Consider the following 17,092-nt stretch of genomic DNA (forward strand, 5'->3'; position numbering starts at 1 on the left):
CCACCGCCTGAACCCGGCCGACGTCCGGCGCCCCACCGTGAAGTGGGCGATGCTGGACGGATGCCGAGTGTGTACGACGAAGCCGGTGGTGACGCGGGCCTGCGTCGCCTGGCCGCGGCCTGGCACGAGCGTGTCCTGGCCGACGAGGTCGTGAGCCACGCGTTCAGTCACGGCTTCCATCCCGACCACACCGAACGCCTGGCCGCGTACTGGGCCGAAGCGCTCGGTGGCCCGCCCCGCTACTCGCGGGACTACGGCGACGAGACGACCGTCGTCCGCATGCACAGCGGGAACGGTCCGCACGAGGAGATGGACCGGAGGGCCATCGCCTGCTTCGACCAGGCGCTCACCGACGCGGGGTTCACCGGTCCGGTGCGCCGGACGCTGTACGACTACTTCGCCTGGGCCACCACGACGACGATGGCCCGGTACCCCGGATCGGCCGACGACGTGCCCGAGGGCCTGCCGATCCCGCGCTGGCCCCGGACGTCCTGATCGACGCCCGGTCAGCCGATCTCCTCGGCCAGCGCGACGATGATCTCAGCCGGGCCGCGGACGTAGCCGAGCCGGTAGCTCGGCTCGAATCGCGCGACCTCCCCGACCAGCTCGCCGCCGTGCGCCCGCAACCGCTCGACGGTGGCGTCGACGTCGTCCACCAGGAACATGACCTGCCGTAGCCCGAGCGTGTTCACGGCCTCCCGCGACCCGCCGACCGCGGCCGGCGCCCGGTACTTCGTCAGCTCCAGCCGGCTGTGCCCGTCCGGCGTCCGGACCATCGCGATGTCGGCCCGCACCCCGTCGAGCCCGCTGAGCCGGTCGACCGACGGACCCTCGACCGACGCCGTGCCCTCCAGCTCCATCCCGAGCTCGACGAAGAACGCGACGGCCGAGTCCAGGTCGTCGACGACAACGGTGGCATGGTCCATCCGACGGATCGTCACCCGGCGAGCCTAGGGGTCGATCGGCCCGAGCGCGGGAGTCCATTGGCGACTGCGCCTACCGTCGAGCTCATGGAGCGACTCGTCGGGGCAGCTGTCCGTCTTCGGGAGGCGTCCGCGCAGGACGTCGGGAGGTTGAGCGAGATCCGGGCCACGCCGGACGTGTACGCACGCTGGCGCGGGGGCGCGGACCTCACCGCGGAGGTGGCCGCCGAGCTCGTCGACGACGACGTCGAGGTGCTCGCCATCGAGTACGACGGACGGGTCGTGGGGGCGATCCAGTGGAGCGAGGAGTCCGATCCGGACTACCGCCACGCGAGCATCGACATCTACCTCGACCCCGCGGTCCACGGCCGAGGCCTGGGGGCCGACGCGGTCCGGACCCTGGCGCGCCACCTGATCGCCCGCGGCCACCACCGCCTGGTCATCGACCCGGCCGCCGACAACGAGGCGGCGATCCGCTGCTACCGCAAGGTCGGGTTCCGGCCGGTCGGCGTCATGCGCCGCTACGAGCGCAACGCCGACGGCGTCTGGTGCGACGGCCTGCTCATGGACCTCCTGGCCGACGAGCTGACGTGAACGACATTGCCAACCGGAGAGGTCTCCGCTAACTTAAGTGGAGAGCTCTCCGGAAGGATGGACGATGCAGTACATCAAGCTCGGCACCACCGGCCTCGACGTCTCCCCGATCGCGATCGGCGCGATGACCTACGGCGACCCCGGCCGCGGCCACCCGGTCTGGTCGCTCGACGAGGAGGTCAGCCGCCCGCTGATCAAGCACGCGCTCGAATCCGGCATCAACTTCTTCGACACCGCGAACCTGTACTCGTACGGCTCCAGCGAAGAGATCCTCGGTCGCGCGCTGAACGACTTCGCGAACCGCGACGAGGTCGTCGTCGCGACCAAGCTGCGCCACCCGATGCGGCCGGGTCCGAACGCGACCGGCCTCTCGCGCAAGGCGATCATGACCGAGGTCGAGCACAGCCTCCGGCGGCTCGGCACCGACTACATCGACCTGTACCAGATCCACCGCAACGACCACGCGACGCCGCTGGAGGAAACCCTCGAGGCCCTGCACGACCTGGTGAAGGCCGGCAAGGTCCGCTACCTCGGGGCCTCGTCGATGCGCGCCTGGGAGTTCGCCAAGGCCCTCCACCTGCAGAAACAGCACGGCTGGGCGCGCTTCGTGACGATGCAGCACCACTACAACCTGCTCGCCCGCGAGGAGGAGCGCGAGATGATCCCGCTCTGCCTCGACGAAGGCGTCGGCACGGTGATCTGGAGCCCGCTGGCCCGCGGCCGGCTGGCCCGCGCCTGGGACGACGCGAAGTCGACCGCCCGGGCCGAGACCGACGGCGCGTACGCGGACCTGCTCTACGTGTCACCCGACGCCGACCGGGCGATCGTCGACGCGGTCGGCGCGATCGCGGACGCGCGCGGGGTCAGCCGGGCGCAGGTGGCCCTGGCCTGGCTACGAAGCCAGCCGGTGGTCACCGCTCCGCTGGTCGGCGCCAACTCGATGGCCCAGATCGACGACGCCGTCGCGTCGCTGGAGATCGAGCTGACCACGTCCGAGCTCGAGCAGCTGCAGCGGCCGTACACCCCCCGCTACGACTGGCAGGGCATCTCCGACGAGGCCGAGCTGCAGAAGCTCAGGGAGCAGATCCCGGGCTACTGAGCCGCTCGACCGCGGCCACCAGCTCGATCAACGGGCGCCGGCTGTCGAGTTCGAGCGTCGCCCGCCGGCGTAGCAGCGGCTCGACCGACCGCACGTACCCCTCGATCTCGGCCCGCTGCTCCGGCGTCCGCCCGTACGGATTCGTCGACCGTCGGCGTACGCGTTCCAGCAGCACGGAGACCGGTGCGCTGAGCAGCACCACGTGCTCGAAGCGGTCGTAGAACCGGCCTTGGTTGTCGACGGCGCCGGACACCACGACGTCGGCATGCTCGGCGAGGAGCCGAGCCATCCGGGGTTCGTTCCAGCGGCCGTCGGGCCCGGTCCAACCGTCGTAGTCCGTGTCGACGGTGAGGTACCCCCGCGCGCGGAGCGCCTCGAGAAGCGACGTCTTGCCCGCACCGGACATGCCGGTGACCAGGATCCGCGCCATCTCAGCTCAGCGTGGCGGTGGCGGCGCGGAGATCGTCGAGGGCGGCCAGCGTGTGCTGGGCGAGGTCGGTGCCGTCGGTGCCGTCGGACCAGTCGGCGAAGCCCTGCTTGAACGCGAGAACCCCGAGCTCGGCCGCGAGTCGCGCGGTCGGGCCGGGGACCCCGCGGCCGACCAGCGCGTCGGTCATCGCGACGGCCAGCCCGACGTGCTTGAGCGCGTCCCGCTCCTGGAGCTCGGCGCTGGCCGCGACCGCGGCCTTGATGCGCGGGCCGAGCTCCCGGTTGGCCGGGCCCATCGCGCCGGACGCGCGCTCGAGGCCGGCCGCCACCGCTTCGAGCGGCGTGGCCTCCGTCGGCGCCTCCCGGATCCCCTCCGCGAGCAGCGTGCTCAACGTCTCCTGGCCTGCGGCCAGGACCTCCCGCTTGTCCGCGAAATGCCGGAAGAACGTACTTCGGGTGACGCCGGCCCGCTCGGCGATCTGGGCGACGGTCGTCTCGTCGTAGCCCTGCTCGGTGAACAGGTCGACGGCGGCGACGACGAGTCGCTCGCGTGCCCCCGGTTCCCATCGCGCCATGCGTGCCATTCTAGGCGATGCGACATGTGTCCCATCGCGGTGTACAGTGATGCGACATGAGTCCCATCACTGTTTTCGTCACCGGCGGTACCGGCACGATCGGCTCGGCCGTGGTCGCCGAGTTGCTCAGCGCCGGCCACTCCGTCGTCGCCCTCGCCCGCTCGGACAGCTCCGAGCAGGCCCTGAAGTCCGCCGGGGCCGAGGTCCTGCGCGGATCGCTGGCCGACCTCGACGTCCTCCGCGCCGGCGCCGCGCAGGCCGACGGCGTCATCAGCCTGGCCTTCGGCCGCGACTACGGCACCCCGGAGGCGCTGGCCGCCTCCATCGCCGAGGAGACCGCGGCCATGGCGACGTTGGGGGAGGCGCTGATCGGCAGCGACCGGCCGATCGTCAGCGTGTCCGGGACGCCGTGGGTGCCCGGGCGGGCGTCCACCGAAGCCGACCCGGCGCCGACCGACGGACCGGTCGGGCAACGCGGCCGGTCGATCAACGCGCTGCTGGCGCTGGCGTCGCAGGGCGTGCGCGCGACCGCGGTGCGGATGCCCCGGACCGTCCACAACCAGGGCCGGGGCGGCTTCGCCGGCCTGCTGACCGAGGCGGCCCGGCGGACCGGGATCGCCGGCTACCCGGGGGACGGGACCCAGCGGTGGCCGGCCGTGCACGCGCTCGACGCGGCGGTGCTGTTCCGGCTGGCGCTGGAGTCGGCGCCGGCCGGGACCGTGTGGCACGCGGTCGCCGACGAGGGGGACGCGGTGCGGGACATCGCGTCGGTCGTCGGGCGGCGCTTGGGGCTGCCGGTGGAGTCCGTGCCGGAGGAGACGTTCGGCCCGTTCGGCCCGATCTTCGCGATGGATCAGCCGTCGAGCAGCGTCCTCACCCGTGAGACGCTCGGGTGGCAGCCGACCCACCCGAGCCTGCTGACGGACCTGGAGAACATCGAGTGACCCGCCCTCGCCCGCGGTGAGTGGGTCGGAGCGTGTCAGGGGGCGGTCAGGGATGTCAGCGGGGTATCAGCGTCCTGGCAGCGGGGCGGGCCAGAGTTCTCACCATGACCACTGACCTGGTGATCGAGGCCGACGGCCTGATCAAGAACTTCGGCGCAACCAAGGCGCTGCAGGGCGTCGACATCGCCGTCGAGCGGGGAACCATCCTCGGCGTCCTCGGTCCCAACGGCGCAGGCAAGACCACTGCCGTGCGCATCCTCTCCACGCTCCTGCGGCCGGACGGCGGCTCGGCCCGCATCGCCGGCTACGACGTCGTCAAGAACGCCGAGCGGGTCCGCGAGGCGATCGGCCTCACCGGCCAGTACGCCTCGGTCGACGAGGACCTCACCGGCCGCCAGAACCTCGAGTTGTTCGGCGTCCTGCTGGACCTGGGCCGGAAGGGCGCCCAGAAGCGCGCCGCCGAGCTGCTCGAGTGGTTCGACCTCACCGACGCGGCCGGACGGCGGGCCAAGACCTACTCCGGCGGCATGCGACGCCGCCTCGACCTGGCCGCGAGTCTGGTCGGCCGCCCGGACGTCATCTTCCTCGACGAGCCGACGACCGGCCTCGACCCGAGCAAGCGCGAAGACATGTGGAACGTCGTCCGGACGCTCGTCCGCGAAGGCTCCACCGTGCTGCTCACCACCCAGTACCTCGAAGAAGCCGAGGCGCTCGCGGACGAGATCACGGTGATCGACCACGGCGTCGTCATCGCCCACGACACCCCCGAGGCGCTCAAGCGCGTCGTCGGTGGCTCGACCCTCGAGGTCCGGCCGTCGAACCCCGAAGACCTGGAAGACGCGGCGAACATCCTCAACCAGGTCTCCACCGGCGCCCCCGCCGACCAGATCCGCAAGGGCGTCCTCGCCGTCCCGGTCCACGACGACGAGGCCCTCACCGCCACCGTCGCCCGGCTGGCCACCGCCGGCATCCCGGTCACCGAGCTCTCGCTCCACCTGCCCAGCCTCGACGAAGTCTTCTTCTCCCTCACCGGCCGGACGGCCTCCGCCGACGACACCACCAAGGAGGTCGCGGCATGACCACCACGCTGACCAGCCCCGACGAGACCCGCACGACCACCGGGTCGGCCCGCACGCGCAAGCCGTTCCGCCTGGTCAGGCACTCGCTGGCGCTCACGAAACGCAGCCTGATCAAGACCTGGCACACGCCAGAGGCGCTGATCGACGTGACGATCCAGCCGGCGATCTTCCTCGTCATCTTCGTGTTCATCTTCGGCAAGTCGGTCTCCGGCACGACCCACGACTACCTGCAGCTCCTCCTGCCCGGCATCCTCGCCCAGAGCATCGCCACCGGCGCGATCGCGATCGGCGTCAACCTCAACACCGACATGGAGAAGGGTCTGTTCGACCGGTTCCGGTCGCTGCCGATCCCCCGCTCCGCGCCGCTGATCGGCGCCGTGCTCGGCGACGTCGTGCGGTACGTGATCGTCACGATCTCGACGCTCGCCGTCGGCTACGCGATGGGCTACCGGATCGACTCCAACCCGCTGGCGGCGGTGGCCGCGGCCGCGCTCGCGGTGGTGTTCGCGCTGTCGCTGAGCTGGGCCTCGGTGTTCGTCGGCATGATCGCCCGGACCTCCGGCGCGGTGCAGGGAATCATGTTCCTGATCGTGTTGCCGCTGAGCTTCGCGTCCAACATGTTCGTCGGCATCGACCAGCTGCCGGGCTGGATGCAGGGCTTCGTGAAGGTCAACCCGATCACGCACCTGGTCAGCTCGATGCGCGGGCTCTTCGACGGCACCCCGGTCGGCAACCACATCTGGTGGACCCTGGCCTGGTGCGTCGGCCTGGTCGCGGTCTTCATGCCGCTGGCGCTGCGCGCCTACCGGCGCAAGGTCTGACCCTCCCGAACGACGCCTGCGGCCTTTCGAGGCCGCAGGCGTTTTGTCATGCGGACGCCTGTCGCGCGCGGTAGTTGCGGGTCTTGTGACGATTGCCGCAGGACTCCATGCCGCACCAGCGTCCGAAGCCGTTGCGTGAGTTGTCGTAGAACGCCCAGCGGCAGTCGGGTGCCGCGCAGAGCTTGAGCCGCTTCCAGTCGCCCCGGGCCACGCTCTCGGCCACGGTCCGCAGTATTTCGTCCATCCACGGCGAGCCCGTGTCGCCGGTCGTGCGTAGCTGGCCCTCCGGGTCCGGGCGGAGTCGCAGCGGGTAGTTCGCCAGCGCGTCGGCATCGCCGGCGACGGCCCGCCGCAGCGCGGTGCGCAGGTCTCTGGCCGCGGTCAGGTCGTCCGACGGCTCCAGGCCGTGCGCGGCCAGCCAGTCCGAGAGCACCTCGGGGGACGTCAACCGGTCGCCGGGCACGTGGATCTCGCCGTGCCGGCTGAACGACCGCTCGTCGACCGTGTTGAGGAACTCCTCGACCACCTTCACGACACCACCGTACCCCGATACCGGTGTTGACGAAGCGGCGACACCGGTATTACGGTTCGCTGGTGTCGCTCACGACGTCTGGAGGAACGATGCTCACCGTTTCCGACGAAGACCTGGAAGACCTGCGGGCGCGCCTGCGCCGGACCCGCTGGGCCAAGCCGTGGCCGGTCGGCGCCTGGGACGCCGGCGTCGACGGTGACTACCTGCGCCGGCTCGTCGAGTACTGGGCCACCGACTACGACTGGCGCAAACACGAGGCCGCGATCAACGCGCTGCCCTGGCACGTCGCCGAGACGTCGCTGCACTACCTACGCTTCGACGCCCAGCGGGACGGCGCACCGGCGCTGCTGCTCGCCAACGGCTGGCCGAGCACGTTCCTGGAGCTGGTCGGTCTGGCCGAGCGCCTCTCGGCCGACTTCACGGTCGTCGTTCCGCTCCTGCCCGGCTACGCGACCTCGCCGCAGCGGCCGGCTCTCGACGGGCCGCACGTACACGAGCTCTGGCACCGGCTCATGCACGACGAGCTCGGCTTCGCCCGCTACGGCGCGCACGGCTCCGACGTCGGCGCCGGGGAGGTCAGCCGGTTGGGCCAGGCCTTTCCCGACGCGCTCATCGGCGTCCACCTGCTCAGCGTCAGCGAGCCGCCGGACGTCGACCAGAGCGAACTGACGGACTCCGAACGCGCCTACCTGAAGTCCCGCGCGGAGTGGGATGCCGCCGAAGGCGGCTACGCCCACGAGCAGCGGACGCGGCCGCTGACCCTGGCCCAGGGGCTGTCCGACTCGCCGTCGGGGCTGCTGGCCTGGATCGTGGAGAAGCACCGGGCCTGGAGCGACGACTTCGCGAGCTTCAGCGACGACTTCCTGCTGACGCAGGCGTCGCTGTACTGGTTCACCGACTCGATCTCGACGTCGTTCCGCCCGTACTTCGAGCGCGGGCACGGCCTGGTGCCGCGTCACGAGCGGGTCGACGTGCCGACCGCGCTGGCGAGGTTCCCGGCCGACCTCGGGGGCGTGCAGCCGCGGAGCTGGGCCGAGCGCTCGTACAACCTCGCCCGGTACCGGGTGATGCCCCGGGGCGGGCACTTCGCCGCGCACGAGGAGCCGGAGCTGCTCGCCGAGGACATCACCGAGTTCTTCCGTCCGCTCACCTGAGGTCGCGCACGGCCGCGGCGACCGCGGCGTAGTCCTTCTTGAGGATCGCACCGTGGTTGCTCGCGACCTTCGCGCTGATCTCGACGTTCGGGTTCCGGGCGGTCACCGCGTCCAAGCTCGCGCGGATCCGTTCCTGCTCGTCGCCCTTGCTGCCGAGCGACGTCCCCGACGCGACGACGTACCGGACCGGCACCGTGATCGCGTCCAGCACCGGGGCCAGCTCGCGTTCGCGGGAGAGCCGGCCGAGCTCGATGTTGCTGTCGGCCATCTCGTCGGCGGTCATCCGCGGGGTCAGACCGGTCGGCCGTAGCAGCGGCGTGAACCAGCTCATCCGTCGGAACAGCTTCCGGATGCGCAGCTCCATGGCGTCGTCGAGCCAGTCGTGCGGGAACGCGCCGTCGACCAGGACCGCGCCCGAGGCGCGCGCCGGGTTGCGGGCCGCCCAATGGGCGGCGAGTAGTCGGCCGAGCGTTTCGAGTGTTTGCCGCGAGCGCGCTCGTCGTAGGTGATGTGCCGGTAGCCGGGGCCCAGGTCGTCGATGACCCGGCGCCAGTAGCCCTGGGTGGCGAACTGGCCGTTGAGGTAGACGACCGGCGTGCCGGTGCCGCCGGTGTCGGTGACGGCCAGGGCGGTGTCGTCGATGGAGACCATGCTGGTGTTCGACATGTCGATTCCTCCGTTACCGGTTGCGGGTGCCGATGGTGACCCGGCCCAGGCCGGTGCTGATCCGGGCCGGGCCGGTCAGGTGGCCGACCGTGACGTCGCCGGTGTGGGCGGTCACCCGGACGCTGGCGGCCTCGTCGATCCGGACGACGCCGTTCGCGCCCTCGCAGACGACGTCGCCGAGGCGACCGACACCGCGGAACTCGGCCGCGACGGCCTTCGCCGCGACGCTCGACCCGGTCGGGACCTGGACGGTCACCTCGACCGAGCCGGACGGACCGACGAGCGGGTTCTTCTCGACCGGACCGGCGATCCGCAGGACGCCGGCGGCGTACTCGACCGTGGTGCGGTCGGCCGCTTTGGCATCGCGGCTCCTGGCGGCGTCGGCGGGCCGGATCTCGACCGTGGTGTCGGTGCGGTCGGCGGCGATGACTCGGATGCGACCGGCGGCGATGTCGAGGGAGAGGGAGATCGGGGCGGTGGTGGCGAAGCGCTTCATCGGGGTGTCCTCCTCGTTCTTTCTGACACCCGAAACGCTACGTTGCGTTTGAAAATTGCTCAATGTAACTGAGGTATTTATGGCGCATCTTGGCCGCTCATAGGCGTGATTTTGTTGCAACCGGGTTGGAATTCAACGCAACGGTTCGTTGCAATGAGATAGAGGGGAACGCTACGCTGACGCCGTGCCCGGAGGCAGACTCACCCAACCTGAACGCCAGCAGATCGCCGTCGGTCTGGCCGATGGTCTCGCCTACGCCGAGATCGCCAGGCGCCTCGACCGCCCCACCTCCACGGTCACCCGCGAAGTACTCCGCAACGGCGGGCCCACTGCCTACCGCGCCGACCTGGCCCAGCACGCCACCGCGCACCGCGCCCACCGCCGCAAGCGTCCCGCCGCCCGGCCGCAGCCCGCGCCGCCCCGTCGTGACGAGGCCGTCCGGGAGTACGAGGAAACGTTCACCGCGCTGTTCCGGCAGCAGGGCCTGCCGACAATGACCGCCCGGGTGCTGAGCTGCCTGCTGATCGCCGACGAGGGCAGCCTGACCGCAGCCCAACTGGTCGCGCATCTGCAGGTCAGCCCGGCCTCGGTCTCGAAGGCGATCGGTTTCCTCGAGGAACAGGGCCTCATCCAGCGGCGGCGCGACGAAGGTCGCCGCGAGCGCTACTTCGTCGACGACGACGTCTGGTACCACTCGACGATCGCCAGCGCCCGGGGCATCGGGCGGCTCGCCGAGACGGCCCGCCAGGGTGTCGACCTCCTCGGCCGCGACACCCCGGCCGGCACGCGCCTGCAGAACATCGCCCGCTTCAGCGACTTCATCAGCGAGAGCATGGTCAGCGCCGCTGAGCAGGTCCGGGAGGTCCTGCACACGAAGTCGTGAACTATCCTTCGTCCGACAAGAAGGACGGACATGGCCCGATTAGTAACGACCCGCGGCGCGGACTTCGCCGAGCTGCTCTTCGCCAGCTACGCCGAGCTCATCGGCGACCCGCTGGTGCCGGAGGGCACGCCTGACCCGGCCGCCTGGCTGTACGAGGCCCCGTTCGGGCTCCTCGCGCACAACACCGACCCCGACCCGACGTTCGTCTACGCGAACCTCACCGCCCAGCACCACTTCGAGTACACCTGGGACGAGTTCGTCGGCCTACCCTCCCGCCTCTCGGCCGGCGAGGAAGACCGCGAGGCCCGCCGGGTGCTGCTCGACGGCGTCCGGGCGCGGGGCTACTCCAACGACTACCGCGGTCCCCGCGTGGCGAAGTCCGGCCGCCGGTTCTGGATCGCCGACGCGACCGTCTGGAATCTGGTGACCGACGCCGGCCTGGCCGGCCAGGCCGCGCTGATCCGTCGCTGGGAGAACGAAGCGTAGGCCAGCGGGGCGGTCGTTGGGGGGTTCAGCTGCAGTAGCTGTAGTCCCAGCAGTCGTTGTGGTGGCGACGCTTGTGGTGGCGGCGGGGGCGGCAGTCGTAGTCGTACGAGTAGTCGTTGCAGTCGTACTGGTAGTCGTAGCAGCCGCTCATGTCGCCCAGCCTCCGTAAGTTCCGCGGGGTGCTTCCCCGTCCTGGAACCAGGTTCGCGCGAACCGGCACGGCTCTCGATCGCCACCGCGACCCCCGAAGCGTTCGGTCGCCGACAGAGTGTTGACGTAATGATTACGTCAACATATCGTCGAGCCATGCTGTTCCCGACTCCAGCGCTCAGCCAGATCGACGAGCGAGTGCTCGGTGAGATCGACAGCATGCGGGACGTGTTGCGACGTCAGCTGCGAAGTACACCGTCGAAATGGACTGACGGCCTCCGGAAATATCTGACGGCCGATGCCGTCGCCGCCTCGAACTCGATCGAAGGCTTCAAGGTGTCGACCGTCGACGTCGAGGATCTGATGGACGGCGAGCGAGACGTCGAAGTCTCCGACGAGAACCGCGCGGAGACCCTCGCCTACCAGCAGATGATGACGTACATCCAGTCGCTCCACGACTACGCGGACTTCAGCTACAGCAAAGGCCTGCTGAACGCACTGCATTGGATGCTCCAGGGACATCGTCACACCGCGCGGAAGCCGGCGGGCCAGTGGCGTCGGGGTCCCGTCTACGTAACTGATCCCCGCGACCCGAGCATCGCCGCCTACACCGGCCCGGACCCCGACACCGTCCCCGGGCTGATGGCCGAACTCATCGATTGGCTCAACGCGGACGACGGCGACCATCCGTTGGTGCGTGCCGCCATGGCGCACCTGCAACTGGTGTCCATCCATCCGTGGGCGGACGGGAACGGACGCATGTCCCGTTCGCTGCAGACGCTCATGATCGCGCGCGAGGGAGTCCTGGCTCCGGAGCTCTCGTCGATCGAGGCGTGGCTCGGCCGGCCCGGCAACACCTGGGAGTACTACCGCGAGCTCAACGCGCGGGGCGCGACCTACCTTCCTGACCAGCAAGTCTCGAGCTGGATCCGGTTCAACCTGACCGCTTACCACCAGCAGTCGCAGACCGTCCAGGGCAGATTCGACCGCTCCGGTCGCGTCTGGACCGCGCTCGTCGATTTCGCCGGGAGCTCCGGCCTCGACGAGCGAATGATGACCGCGCTGCACGACGTGGCGATGACCGGCCGGGTCCGCCGCTCACGCTATGAGCACGCGGAGGGCCTGAGTCTGCAGCAAGCGCAACGCGATCTCCGCGATCTCACCACTGCTCAGCTTCTCCAGCCCATCGGCCGAACGCGGGCGCGCTACTACACGGCCGGCCCGCGATTCCCGGAGTCGGCGCTCGGCGTCGCCCGTACGCCCATGAGCCTGCGCAATCCCTACGTCGACTAGAAAGCGGTGGTCAGGCGGCCGGAGATCACCGGGGACCAGTCGGTCGCGCCGGGGGCGCGGAAGTCCTTGGTCCAGGCGTAGCCGTCGGAGGACGGCGTGTAGGTCGTGCGCGCCTCGCCGCGCGCCGTGGCGCGGTGGAGCACGAGGGTGCCGTCTTCCCAAGTGCCGCGGGAGCACGGGTCCGGCGGGTAGCCGACCGAGTCGAACGAGTACAGCAGGGTCGCGCCGGTGGCCGGGTCGAGCTGGAAGACGTTGACCGCCTCGAACGTGACCTCACCGTCGCGCCGCTGAACCTGCCGTTGGACGACGATCGCGCCGGCGAGCTCGGCCACGCCGGTGACCTCGCCCTCGGCGTCGTGCCTCCCGGTCCACGGCGACGGGTGCACCTGCTCGGCGCCGATGAAGGTGCCGACGAGGAAGTCGAGTGACGACATGGTGATCCTTGGTCTCGACCAACGGTTGGTCAGAACCTAGCATCAGGAGCCATGGATCCCGAAGGGCTCATGGGGCTGACGATCTACCTGCTGTCGCAGACCGCGCGCCTCGGCAAGCGGACGCTGGACGACCGGCTGGCCGAGCAGGGGCTGCGGCTGCGGCACATGGCGGTGCTCGCCGCGCTGGCCGACGGCGGGCCGGTTGCTCAGCAGGAACTGTCGCAACGACTCCGGATCGATCCGGGTGACCTGACCGGGGTGGTCGACGTCCTGGAGGCACAGCACCTCGTGACGCGGACCGTCGATCCCGGCGACCGGCGCCGGCGGGTGGTGAGGCCGACGGACGCGGGGACGCGTCGGCTGGCCGAGCTCGAGGCGCTGGCCGAGGCGGTGGCGGACGAGCTCCTGGCGCCGTTGACCCCGGAGCGCCGTCGCCGCCTGCACGAGGACCTCGACGTAGTACTGCGCGCGGCCCGCGCGCGGCCGAGCTGACGCACCAGACCCCGGAGCGCCCTGTGCTAAAAACAACGTAGTAAGCGTGCTAAAAAGCTGGTTAGAGGTGTGTTAAAACGAAGGTGAGCACCTACGTCCCCCGACTGATCGACATCGAGCTCGCCGAGGTTCTGGCGGCCCACCCGGCCACCCTCGTCGTCGGTCCCCGCGCGTGCGGCAAGACGACCTCCACCCGTCGGCTGTGCCGGTCCGTTCTCCGGTTGGACGTCCCGGCGCAGGCCGCGGTCGTTCGAGCCGATCCTGACGCGGCCCTCCGAGACCTGCCCGAACCGGTCTTGATCGACGAATGGCAGCTCGTCCCGGAAATCCTCGGCGCGGTCAAGCGAGCAGTGGACGACGACCCCCGGCCGGGGAGATTTATCCTCACCGGGTCGTCACAGACGGACCTCACGGTGGCGGGCTGGCCGGCGACCGGCCGGATCGTCCGGCTGACCATGCATCCACTCGTCGGCCGGGAGCGTCACGGTGACCCGACGGCCCCGTCGTTGATCGACCGGCTTCTCTCGGACGGGGGCGACGGCTTGGTCAGTCCCCCGACCGATTGGAACGTGCATCAGTACGTGGCCGAAGCGCTGACCAGCGGATGGCCGGAAGCGCTTCGGGCACCGACCGATCGCGCCCGAGACCGCTGGCTGACCAGCTACATCGACCATCTCGTCACTCGCGAGGCGCCGGGCCTCCGCATCGTGCGAGATCCCGTTCGAATGCGGAGGTACCTGCAACTCCTCGCCGCCAACACAGCCGGGATCCCGACTCACAAACTGCTCTTCGATGCGGTCGGCGTCAGCCGGGAGACCGCCGTCGGCTACGACGACCTGCTGGACACGCTGATGATCACGCAGCGAGTTCCGGCCTGGGCGGGGAGTCGGACCGACCGGGCGATTCGGCAGCCGAAGCGATATCTCACCGATCCGGGATTGTTGGGTCCACTACTCCGCGTCGACCAACGTCGCGTCCTCCGGGACGGAGACCTTTTCGGGCGCCTTCTCGACACCTTCGTGGCCGCCCAGCTACGCGCCGAGTGCGACGCGAGCATCGTCGGTGCTGACCTCTTCCACTACCGGGATGCGAACGGCCGTCACGAGGTCGATCTGATCGTCGAGGCCCGCGACGGCAGCCTCGTCCCCATCGAGGTGAAAGCGGGCGCCGCGCCGTCTCTCTCCGATGCCAGGCATCTTCGATGGTTCCAGGAGCGCGCCGGGTCGAATTTCGCGGTCGGACTCGTCGTCCATACCGGACCGCGGGTCTTCCGGCTCGCCGACAAGATCCTCGCCGTTCCCATTGCCAGCCTTTGGACGTGACGGCTGACCCAGAATGGAGCCGTGGGCGACGTCGAATTGAGTGGTGGTGGGCGGACCTCGGTCCATCGCCGGGGGGACGTCGTCGTCCGGGACGCCGGACCGTGGACTCCGGCCGTCCATCACCTCCTCCGCCACCTCGAACGGGTCGGCTTCGACGGCGCTCCGCGCCTGGTGGGCTCCGGGTTCGACGCGGCCGGCCGCGAGACCCTGACCTTCATCGACGGCGAGTTCACCCAGCCCGGCCCCTGGAGCCTGGAGGGCGCCGCCGCCGTCGGCGACCTCCTCCGGCGGCTCCACCTCGCCACGGCCGACTACCGGCCTCCGCCCGGCGCGATCTGGTACCCGTGGCACAGCCGCGGCCGCGGGTTCGGGCACTGCGACGTCGCCCCCTGGAACATCGTCGCCCGCGACGGGCTCCCGGTCGCCCTCATCGATTGGGAGACCGCCGGTCCGGTCGACCCGGAGGTCGAGCTCGCTCAGGCCTGCTGGCTGAACGCCAAGCTCCACGACGACGTCGTGGCTGAGCGCGAAGGGCTTCCTCCGGTCGCCGACCGGGCCCGCCAGCTCCGCGCGATGGTCGACGCCTATGGTCTGCCGCGGAGCGCGCGCCAGGGTTTTTTCGACGTTCTGGTCGAGTTCGTCGTGCACGACACGGTCAACGAAACCGACGGGATCACGCCGGAGACGACGTCCCCGACCGCGCTGTGGGCGATCACCTGGCGGGCCCGGGCGGCCGGCTGGCTGTTGCGCAACCGCCGGGTGCTCGAGAACGCGCTCGTCTGATGCGCCTCCATCCCGGGGAGCCCGAGGCCACCGGCTGGCGGGTCGTGCCCATCGCGGAGGTCGTCGGGCGCCTGCGTGCGACCGCGCCCCGGATCATCGGGATCGACGGCCGCGGCGGCGCAGGCAAGACGACGCTGGCCGAGCGGCTGCGCGTCGCGGTGCCGAACTCGGCCGTCGTGCACACCGACGACGTCGCCTGGAACCACGCCTACTTCGACTGGGCCGGCGTGCTCACCGAGAACATCCTGCGGCCGGTGCGCCGGGGCGAAGCGGTGGACTTCCGCCCGGACGCCTGGGTCGCCCACGGCCGGCCCGGTTCGATCACGGTCCCGGCCGGCGTCGACGTCGTCTGGGTCGAGGGCACCGGGGTCATCCGCGCGGAGCTCGCCGAGTGGCTGGACGCGTCGATCTGGATGCAGGGTGACCTCGACGAACAGGAACGCCTCCTGGTGCTCCGCGACGGCGACTCGCCCGATCAGCGGGAGCACGTCAGGAGGTGGCTCGAGGAGGAACTGCCGTTTCTGCTCCGCGAGCAGCCTTGGGCCCACGCGACCCTGCTCGTCGCCGGGCCGCCGCACCTGCCCCACGACTCGGCTACCGAGCTGATCGTCACCGTTCCGCGACCCCCGGCTGGGGGGATGCTGGCTCGGTGACTCCCGTCGAACTGCTGCGACCTCGGGCTCTGACGCCGGGGGATCTCGTCGTCGTCGCGTCGCTGTCCGGGCCGCTGGAGGCGGCGTACGTGCCCGACCTCGAACGGGCGGTGGGCGTGCTCGAGCGGATGGGATTCCGGGTGCGTCTCGCGCCGCTGCTCCAGGCCGGGCGACGCCGCTGGTGGAGCGCGGCCGATCCCGCGGAGATCGCCGACGAGCTCAACGTCCTGCTGCGTGACCCCGAGGTCCGGGCGATCATCGCGCACGACGGAGGCCAGACGGCGTTCGGCTACCTCGACCTGATCGACGTCGAGGCGATCACCGCCGACCCCAAACCGATCCTGGGCTACAGCGACATCTCGCTGTTGCACCTGGTGCTCTACGCCCGCACGGGCTTGGTCGGGTTCCACGCCGACCTCGCCACGCCTGGTCTCGGTGGGGCTTGGCAGGCGGCGTCCGTGGCCCGCCAGCGGGAACTGGAGACGCTCTACGCAACGCTGCTGACCAGCGTCGAGCCGATCGGTGCGCTGCCGGGCGGACCGTCGTGGGAAACCTGGCGTCCCGGTCGCGCCGAGGGGGTGCTGATCGGTGGGGTGATCAATCGGATCGCGCTGGTTCAGGCGACGCGTTATGCGCTGCCGCTCGAACGGTTCGACGGGGCGGTGCTGTTCTGGGAGGAGATGGGCGGTCAGGCGGCCTACGTCTGGAGCTATCTGCAGGTGCTGCGGCACGCCGGCATCCTTGACCGGATCGCCGGCATGGTCGTGGGCATCCCGCGCGAGATCGCCGGACTCGACGGGTCGCCGACTCTGGCGGAGATCGTCCTCGACGTGCTCGGCGACCGCGACATCCCGGTCTTGGGAAACGTCGAGTTCGGCCACGCCGGGCCGAACCTGCCGATGCCGGTCGGCGTCCGGGTGGCCCTCGACGCGCACGAGCGGAGCTTGTCGCTCCTGGAGCCGGCCGTACGCCCTATGACGCCAGCTGAGCGCTGCGCGCCGGCTGGTTGATCTCGGCCCAGACGGCGTCGAGAGAGAGACCGACGACGTCGGCGATGGCGGCGACCGTCGGGAACGCCGGGGTGGCGACGCGGCCGGACTCGATCTTCCGCAGGGTCTCCGGCGAGACGCCCGCGTCGAGCGCGGTGTCGAGCATCGAGCGTTCGCCCCGGGCCCGGCGCAGCAGGGCCCCGAGGCGCTGCCCGCGTTCGACCTCTTCGGGAGTGAGCGGCAACCTGACCATGGTGGGATTCTAATACCGGGATACCATGGCCGGGATAGTTAT

General features: G+C 70.5%; 23 protein-coding genes and 1 pseudogene. 15 read left to right on the top strand and 9 right to left on the bottom strand.

What is annotated here, in order from left to right:
- Positions 1-60 precede the first annotated feature (60 nt).
- The gene (locus tag FL583_RS43165) at positions 61-495 is read left to right on the top strand and encodes a group II truncated hemoglobin (protein WP_420843222.1); all 435 of its coding nucleotides are present in this window, start codon (positions 61-63) and stop codon (positions 493-495) included.
- An 11-nt stretch (positions 496-506) separates the two neighbouring features.
- Here the strand turns inward: FL583_RS43165 and FL583_RS30090 are convergent, their stop codons facing one another.
- Complete coding sequence (locus tag FL583_RS30090; protein WP_205752581.1) at positions 507-941, bottom strand: VOC family protein; 435 nt, start codon at positions 939-941, stop codon at positions 507-509.
- Between the two features lie 69 nt (positions 942-1,010).
- Here FL583_RS30090 and FL583_RS30095 point away from each other — a divergent pair, with 69 nt between their 5' ends.
- Together FL583_RS30095 and FL583_RS30100 are read left to right on the top strand one after the other, a co-directional pair.
- Positions 1,011-1,517, top strand: a complete 507-nt coding sequence (locus FL583_RS30095) for a GNAT family N-acetyltransferase (protein WP_142708239.1) — start codon at positions 1,011-1,013, stop codon at positions 1,515-1,517.
- A gap of 64 nt (positions 1,518-1,581) precedes the next feature.
- The gene (locus FL583_RS30100; RefSeq protein WP_142708240.1) at positions 1,582-2,616 is read left to right on the top strand and encodes an aldo/keto reductase; all 1,035 of its coding nucleotides are present in this window, start codon (positions 1,582-1,584) and stop codon (positions 2,614-2,616) included.
- On the opposite strand, the gene FL583_RS30105 is transcribed toward FL583_RS30100, so the two are convergent.
- Entirely contained in the window at positions 2,591-3,046 is a 456-nt protein-coding gene (locus FL583_RS30105) for an AAA family ATPase (RefSeq protein ID WP_142708241.1), read from the bottom strand. The two genes, FL583_RS30100 and FL583_RS30105, sit on opposite strands and share 26 nt — an antisense overlap.
- 1 nt (position 3,047) lies before the next feature.
- Complete coding sequence (locus tag FL583_RS30110; protein ID WP_142708242.1) at positions 3,048-3,620, bottom strand: TetR/AcrR family transcriptional regulator; 573 nt, start codon at positions 3,618-3,620, stop codon at positions 3,048-3,050.
- 65 nt (positions 3,621-3,685) lie between these two features.
- On the opposite strand from FL583_RS30110, the gene FL583_RS30115 reads away from it, so the two are divergent.
- From FL583_RS30115 to FL583_RS30125, 3 genes are all read left to right on the top strand, one after another.
- Positions 3,686-4,564 carry an SDR family oxidoreductase gene (locus tag FL583_RS30115; RefSeq protein WP_142708288.1) on the top strand — a complete coding sequence of 293 codons (879 nt, stop codon included), beginning with the start codon at positions 3,686-3,688 and terminating at the stop codon, positions 4,562-4,564.
- A 104-nt stretch (positions 4,565-4,668) separates the two neighbouring features.
- Complete coding sequence (locus tag FL583_RS30120; protein WP_142708243.1) at positions 4,669-5,643, top strand: ATP-binding cassette domain-containing protein; 975 nt, start codon at positions 4,669-4,671, stop codon at positions 5,641-5,643.
- Entirely contained in the window at positions 5,640-6,464 is an 825-nt protein-coding gene (locus tag FL583_RS30125; protein ID WP_142708244.1) for an ABC transporter permease, read from the top strand. Before FL583_RS30120 ends, FL583_RS30125 begins: the two co-directional genes overlap by 4 nt.
- Before the next feature lie 46 nt (positions 6,465-6,510).
- Here the strand turns inward: FL583_RS30125 and FL583_RS30130 are convergent, their stop codons facing one another.
- On the bottom strand, positions 6,511-6,996 hold the full coding sequence (locus FL583_RS30130; protein ID WP_142708245.1) for a CGNR zinc finger domain-containing protein: 486 nt from the start codon (positions 6,994-6,996) through the stop codon (positions 6,511-6,513).
- A gap of 89 nt (positions 6,997-7,085) precedes the next feature.
- Between FL583_RS30130 and FL583_RS30135 the strand changes: the two genes are divergently transcribed.
- Positions 7,086-8,150 (top strand): epoxide hydrolase family protein, encoded by a 1,065-nt coding sequence (locus FL583_RS30135; protein ID WP_142708246.1) that lies wholly within the window; start codon positions 7,086-7,088, stop codon positions 8,148-8,150.
- Here FL583_RS30135 and FL583_RS43170 read toward each other — a convergent pair.
- A pseudogene (locus tag FL583_RS43170) lies at positions 8,143-8,816 on the bottom strand (alpha/beta fold hydrolase). The gene FL583_RS30135 and the pseudogene FL583_RS43170 overlap by 8 nt on opposite strands.
- Before the next feature lie 13 nt (positions 8,817-8,829).
- A complete protein-coding gene (locus tag FL583_RS30145; RefSeq protein ID WP_142708247.1) occupies positions 8,830-9,312 on the bottom strand; it encodes a DUF4097 family beta strand repeat-containing protein in 483 nt (160 codons plus the stop codon).
- A gap of 184 nt (positions 9,313-9,496) precedes the next feature.
- On the opposite strand from FL583_RS30145, the gene FL583_RS30150 reads away from it, so the two are divergent.
- Entirely contained in the window at positions 9,497-10,195 is a 699-nt protein-coding gene (locus FL583_RS30150; protein WP_142708248.1) for a GbsR/MarR family transcriptional regulator, read from the top strand.
- 30 nt (positions 10,196-10,225) lie between these two features.
- Complete coding sequence (locus tag FL583_RS30155) at positions 10,226-10,681, top strand: MEKHLA domain-containing protein (protein WP_142708249.1); 456 nt, start codon at positions 10,226-10,228, stop codon at positions 10,679-10,681.
- Positions 10,682-10,706: 25 nt separating this feature from the next.
- Here the strand turns inward: FL583_RS30155 and FL583_RS42575 are convergent, their stop codons facing one another.
- Positions 10,707-10,832: a hypothetical protein gene (locus FL583_RS42575; RefSeq protein ID WP_276611648.1), complete on the bottom strand. Its 126-nt coding sequence runs from the start codon at positions 10,830-10,832 to the stop codon at positions 10,707-10,709.
- 155 nt (positions 10,833-10,987) lie between these two features.
- Here FL583_RS42575 and FL583_RS30165 point away from each other — a divergent pair, with 155 nt between their 5' ends.
- Positions 10,988-12,124 carry a Fic family protein gene (locus tag FL583_RS30165; RefSeq protein WP_142708250.1) on the top strand — a complete coding sequence of 379 codons (1,137 nt, stop codon included), beginning with the start codon at positions 10,988-10,990 and terminating at the stop codon, positions 12,122-12,124.
- Here FL583_RS30165 and FL583_RS30170 read toward each other — a convergent pair.
- The gene (locus tag FL583_RS30170; protein WP_142708251.1) at positions 12,121-12,558 is read right to left on the bottom strand and encodes a DUF1579 domain-containing protein; all 438 of its coding nucleotides are present in this window, start codon (positions 12,556-12,558) and stop codon (positions 12,121-12,123) included. The two genes, FL583_RS30165 and FL583_RS30170, sit on opposite strands and share 4 nt — an antisense overlap.
- 51 nt (positions 12,559-12,609) lie before the next feature.
- Between FL583_RS30170 and FL583_RS30175 the strand changes: the two genes are divergently transcribed.
- From FL583_RS30175 to FL583_RS30195, 5 genes are all read left to right on the top strand, one after another.
- Positions 12,610-13,050, top strand: coding sequence for a MarR family winged helix-turn-helix transcriptional regulator (locus tag FL583_RS30175; protein ID WP_142708252.1), 441 nt, complete (start codon positions 12,610-12,612; stop codon positions 13,048-13,050).
- 83 nt (positions 13,051-13,133) lie between these two features.
- On the top strand, positions 13,134-14,372 hold the full coding sequence (locus FL583_RS30180) for an ATP-binding protein (protein WP_142708253.1): 1,239 nt from the start codon (positions 13,134-13,136) through the stop codon (positions 14,370-14,372).
- A gap of 21 nt (positions 14,373-14,393) precedes the next feature.
- The gene (locus tag FL583_RS30185) at positions 14,394-15,155 is read left to right on the top strand and encodes a phosphotransferase (RefSeq protein ID WP_205752584.1); all 762 of its coding nucleotides are present in this window, start codon (positions 14,394-14,396) and stop codon (positions 15,153-15,155) included.
- Positions 15,155-15,808 (top strand): uridine kinase family protein, encoded by a 654-nt coding sequence (locus tag FL583_RS30190; protein WP_142708255.1) that lies wholly within the window; start codon positions 15,155-15,157, stop codon positions 15,806-15,808. Before FL583_RS30185 ends, FL583_RS30190 begins: the two co-directional genes overlap by 1 nt.
- A complete protein-coding gene (locus tag FL583_RS30195) occupies positions 15,805-16,818 on the top strand; it encodes a S66 peptidase family protein (protein ID WP_142708256.1) in 1,014 nt (337 codons plus the stop codon). Before FL583_RS30190 ends, FL583_RS30195 begins: the two co-directional genes overlap by 4 nt.
- Here the strand turns inward: FL583_RS30195 and FL583_RS30200 are convergent.
- Positions 16,781-17,050: a helix-turn-helix transcriptional regulator gene (locus FL583_RS30200; protein ID WP_142708257.1), complete on the bottom strand. Its 270-nt coding sequence runs from the start codon at positions 17,048-17,050 to the stop codon at positions 16,781-16,783. The two genes, FL583_RS30195 and FL583_RS30200, sit on opposite strands and share 38 nt — an antisense overlap.
- Positions 17,051-17,092: the final 42 nt, after the last annotated feature.

It is taken from the genome of Cryptosporangium phraense (genome assembly GCF_006912135.1).
In the GTDB taxonomy this organism is placed as follows: Bacteria; Actinomycetota; Actinomycetes; order Mycobacteriales; family Cryptosporangiaceae; genus Cryptosporangium; species Cryptosporangium phraense.

What these genes read in the sequence shown, in the direction of transcription:
- FL583_RS43165 (WP_420843222.1), top strand. Translation starts at nt 61, where the DNA reads ATGCCGAGTGTGTACGACGAAGCCGGTGGTGACGCGGGCCTGCGTCGC.
- FL583_RS30095 (WP_142708239.1), top strand. Translation starts at nt 1,011, where the DNA reads ATGGAGCGACTCGTCGGGGCAGCTGTCCGTCTTCGGGAGGCGTCCGCG.
- FL583_RS30100 (WP_142708240.1), top strand. Translation starts at nt 1,582, where the DNA reads ATGCAGTACATCAAGCTCGGCACCACCGGCCTCGACGTCTCCCCGATC.
- FL583_RS30105 (WP_142708241.1), bottom strand. Translation starts at nt 3,046, where the DNA reads ATGGCGCGGATCCTGGTCACCGGCATGTCCGGTGCGGGCAAGACGTCG.
- FL583_RS30110 (WP_142708242.1), bottom strand. Translation starts at nt 3,620, where the DNA reads ATGGCGCGATGGGAACCGGGGGCACGCGAGCGACTCGTCGTCGCCGCC.
- FL583_RS30120 (WP_142708243.1), top strand. Translation starts at nt 4,669, where the DNA reads ATGACCACTGACCTGGTGATCGAGGCCGACGGCCTGATCAAGAACTTC.
- FL583_RS30125 (WP_142708244.1), top strand. Translation starts at nt 5,640, where the DNA reads ATGACCACCACGCTGACCAGCCCCGACGAGACCCGCACGACCACCGGG.
- FL583_RS30135 (WP_142708246.1), top strand. Translation starts at nt 7,086, where the DNA reads ATGCTCACCGTTTCCGACGAAGACCTGGAAGACCTGCGGGCGCGCCTG.
- FL583_RS30145 (WP_142708247.1), bottom strand. Translation starts at nt 9,312, where the DNA reads ATGAAGCGCTTCGCCACCACCGCCCCGATCTCCCTCTCCCTCGACATC.
- FL583_RS30155 (WP_142708249.1), top strand. Translation starts at nt 10,226, where the DNA reads ATGGCCCGATTAGTAACGACCCGCGGCGCGGACTTCGCCGAGCTGCTC.
- FL583_RS42575 (WP_276611648.1), bottom strand. Translation starts at nt 10,832, where the DNA reads ATGAGCGGCTGCTACGACTACCAGTACGACTGCAACGACTACTCGTAC.
- FL583_RS30165 (WP_142708250.1), top strand. Translation starts at nt 10,988, where the DNA reads ATGCTGTTCCCGACTCCAGCGCTCAGCCAGATCGACGAGCGAGTGCTC.
- FL583_RS30170 (WP_142708251.1), bottom strand. Translation starts at nt 12,558, where the DNA reads ATGTCGTCACTCGACTTCCTCGTCGGCACCTTCATCGGCGCCGAGCAG.
- FL583_RS30175 (WP_142708252.1), top strand. Translation starts at nt 12,610, where the DNA reads ATGGATCCCGAAGGGCTCATGGGGCTGACGATCTACCTGCTGTCGCAG.
- FL583_RS30190 (WP_142708255.1), top strand. Translation starts at nt 15,155, where the DNA reads ATGCGCCTCCATCCCGGGGAGCCCGAGGCCACCGGCTGGCGGGTCGTG.
- FL583_RS30200 (WP_142708257.1), bottom strand. Translation starts at nt 17,050, where the DNA reads ATGGTCAGGTTGCCGCTCACTCCCGAAGAGGTCGAACGCGGGCAGCGC.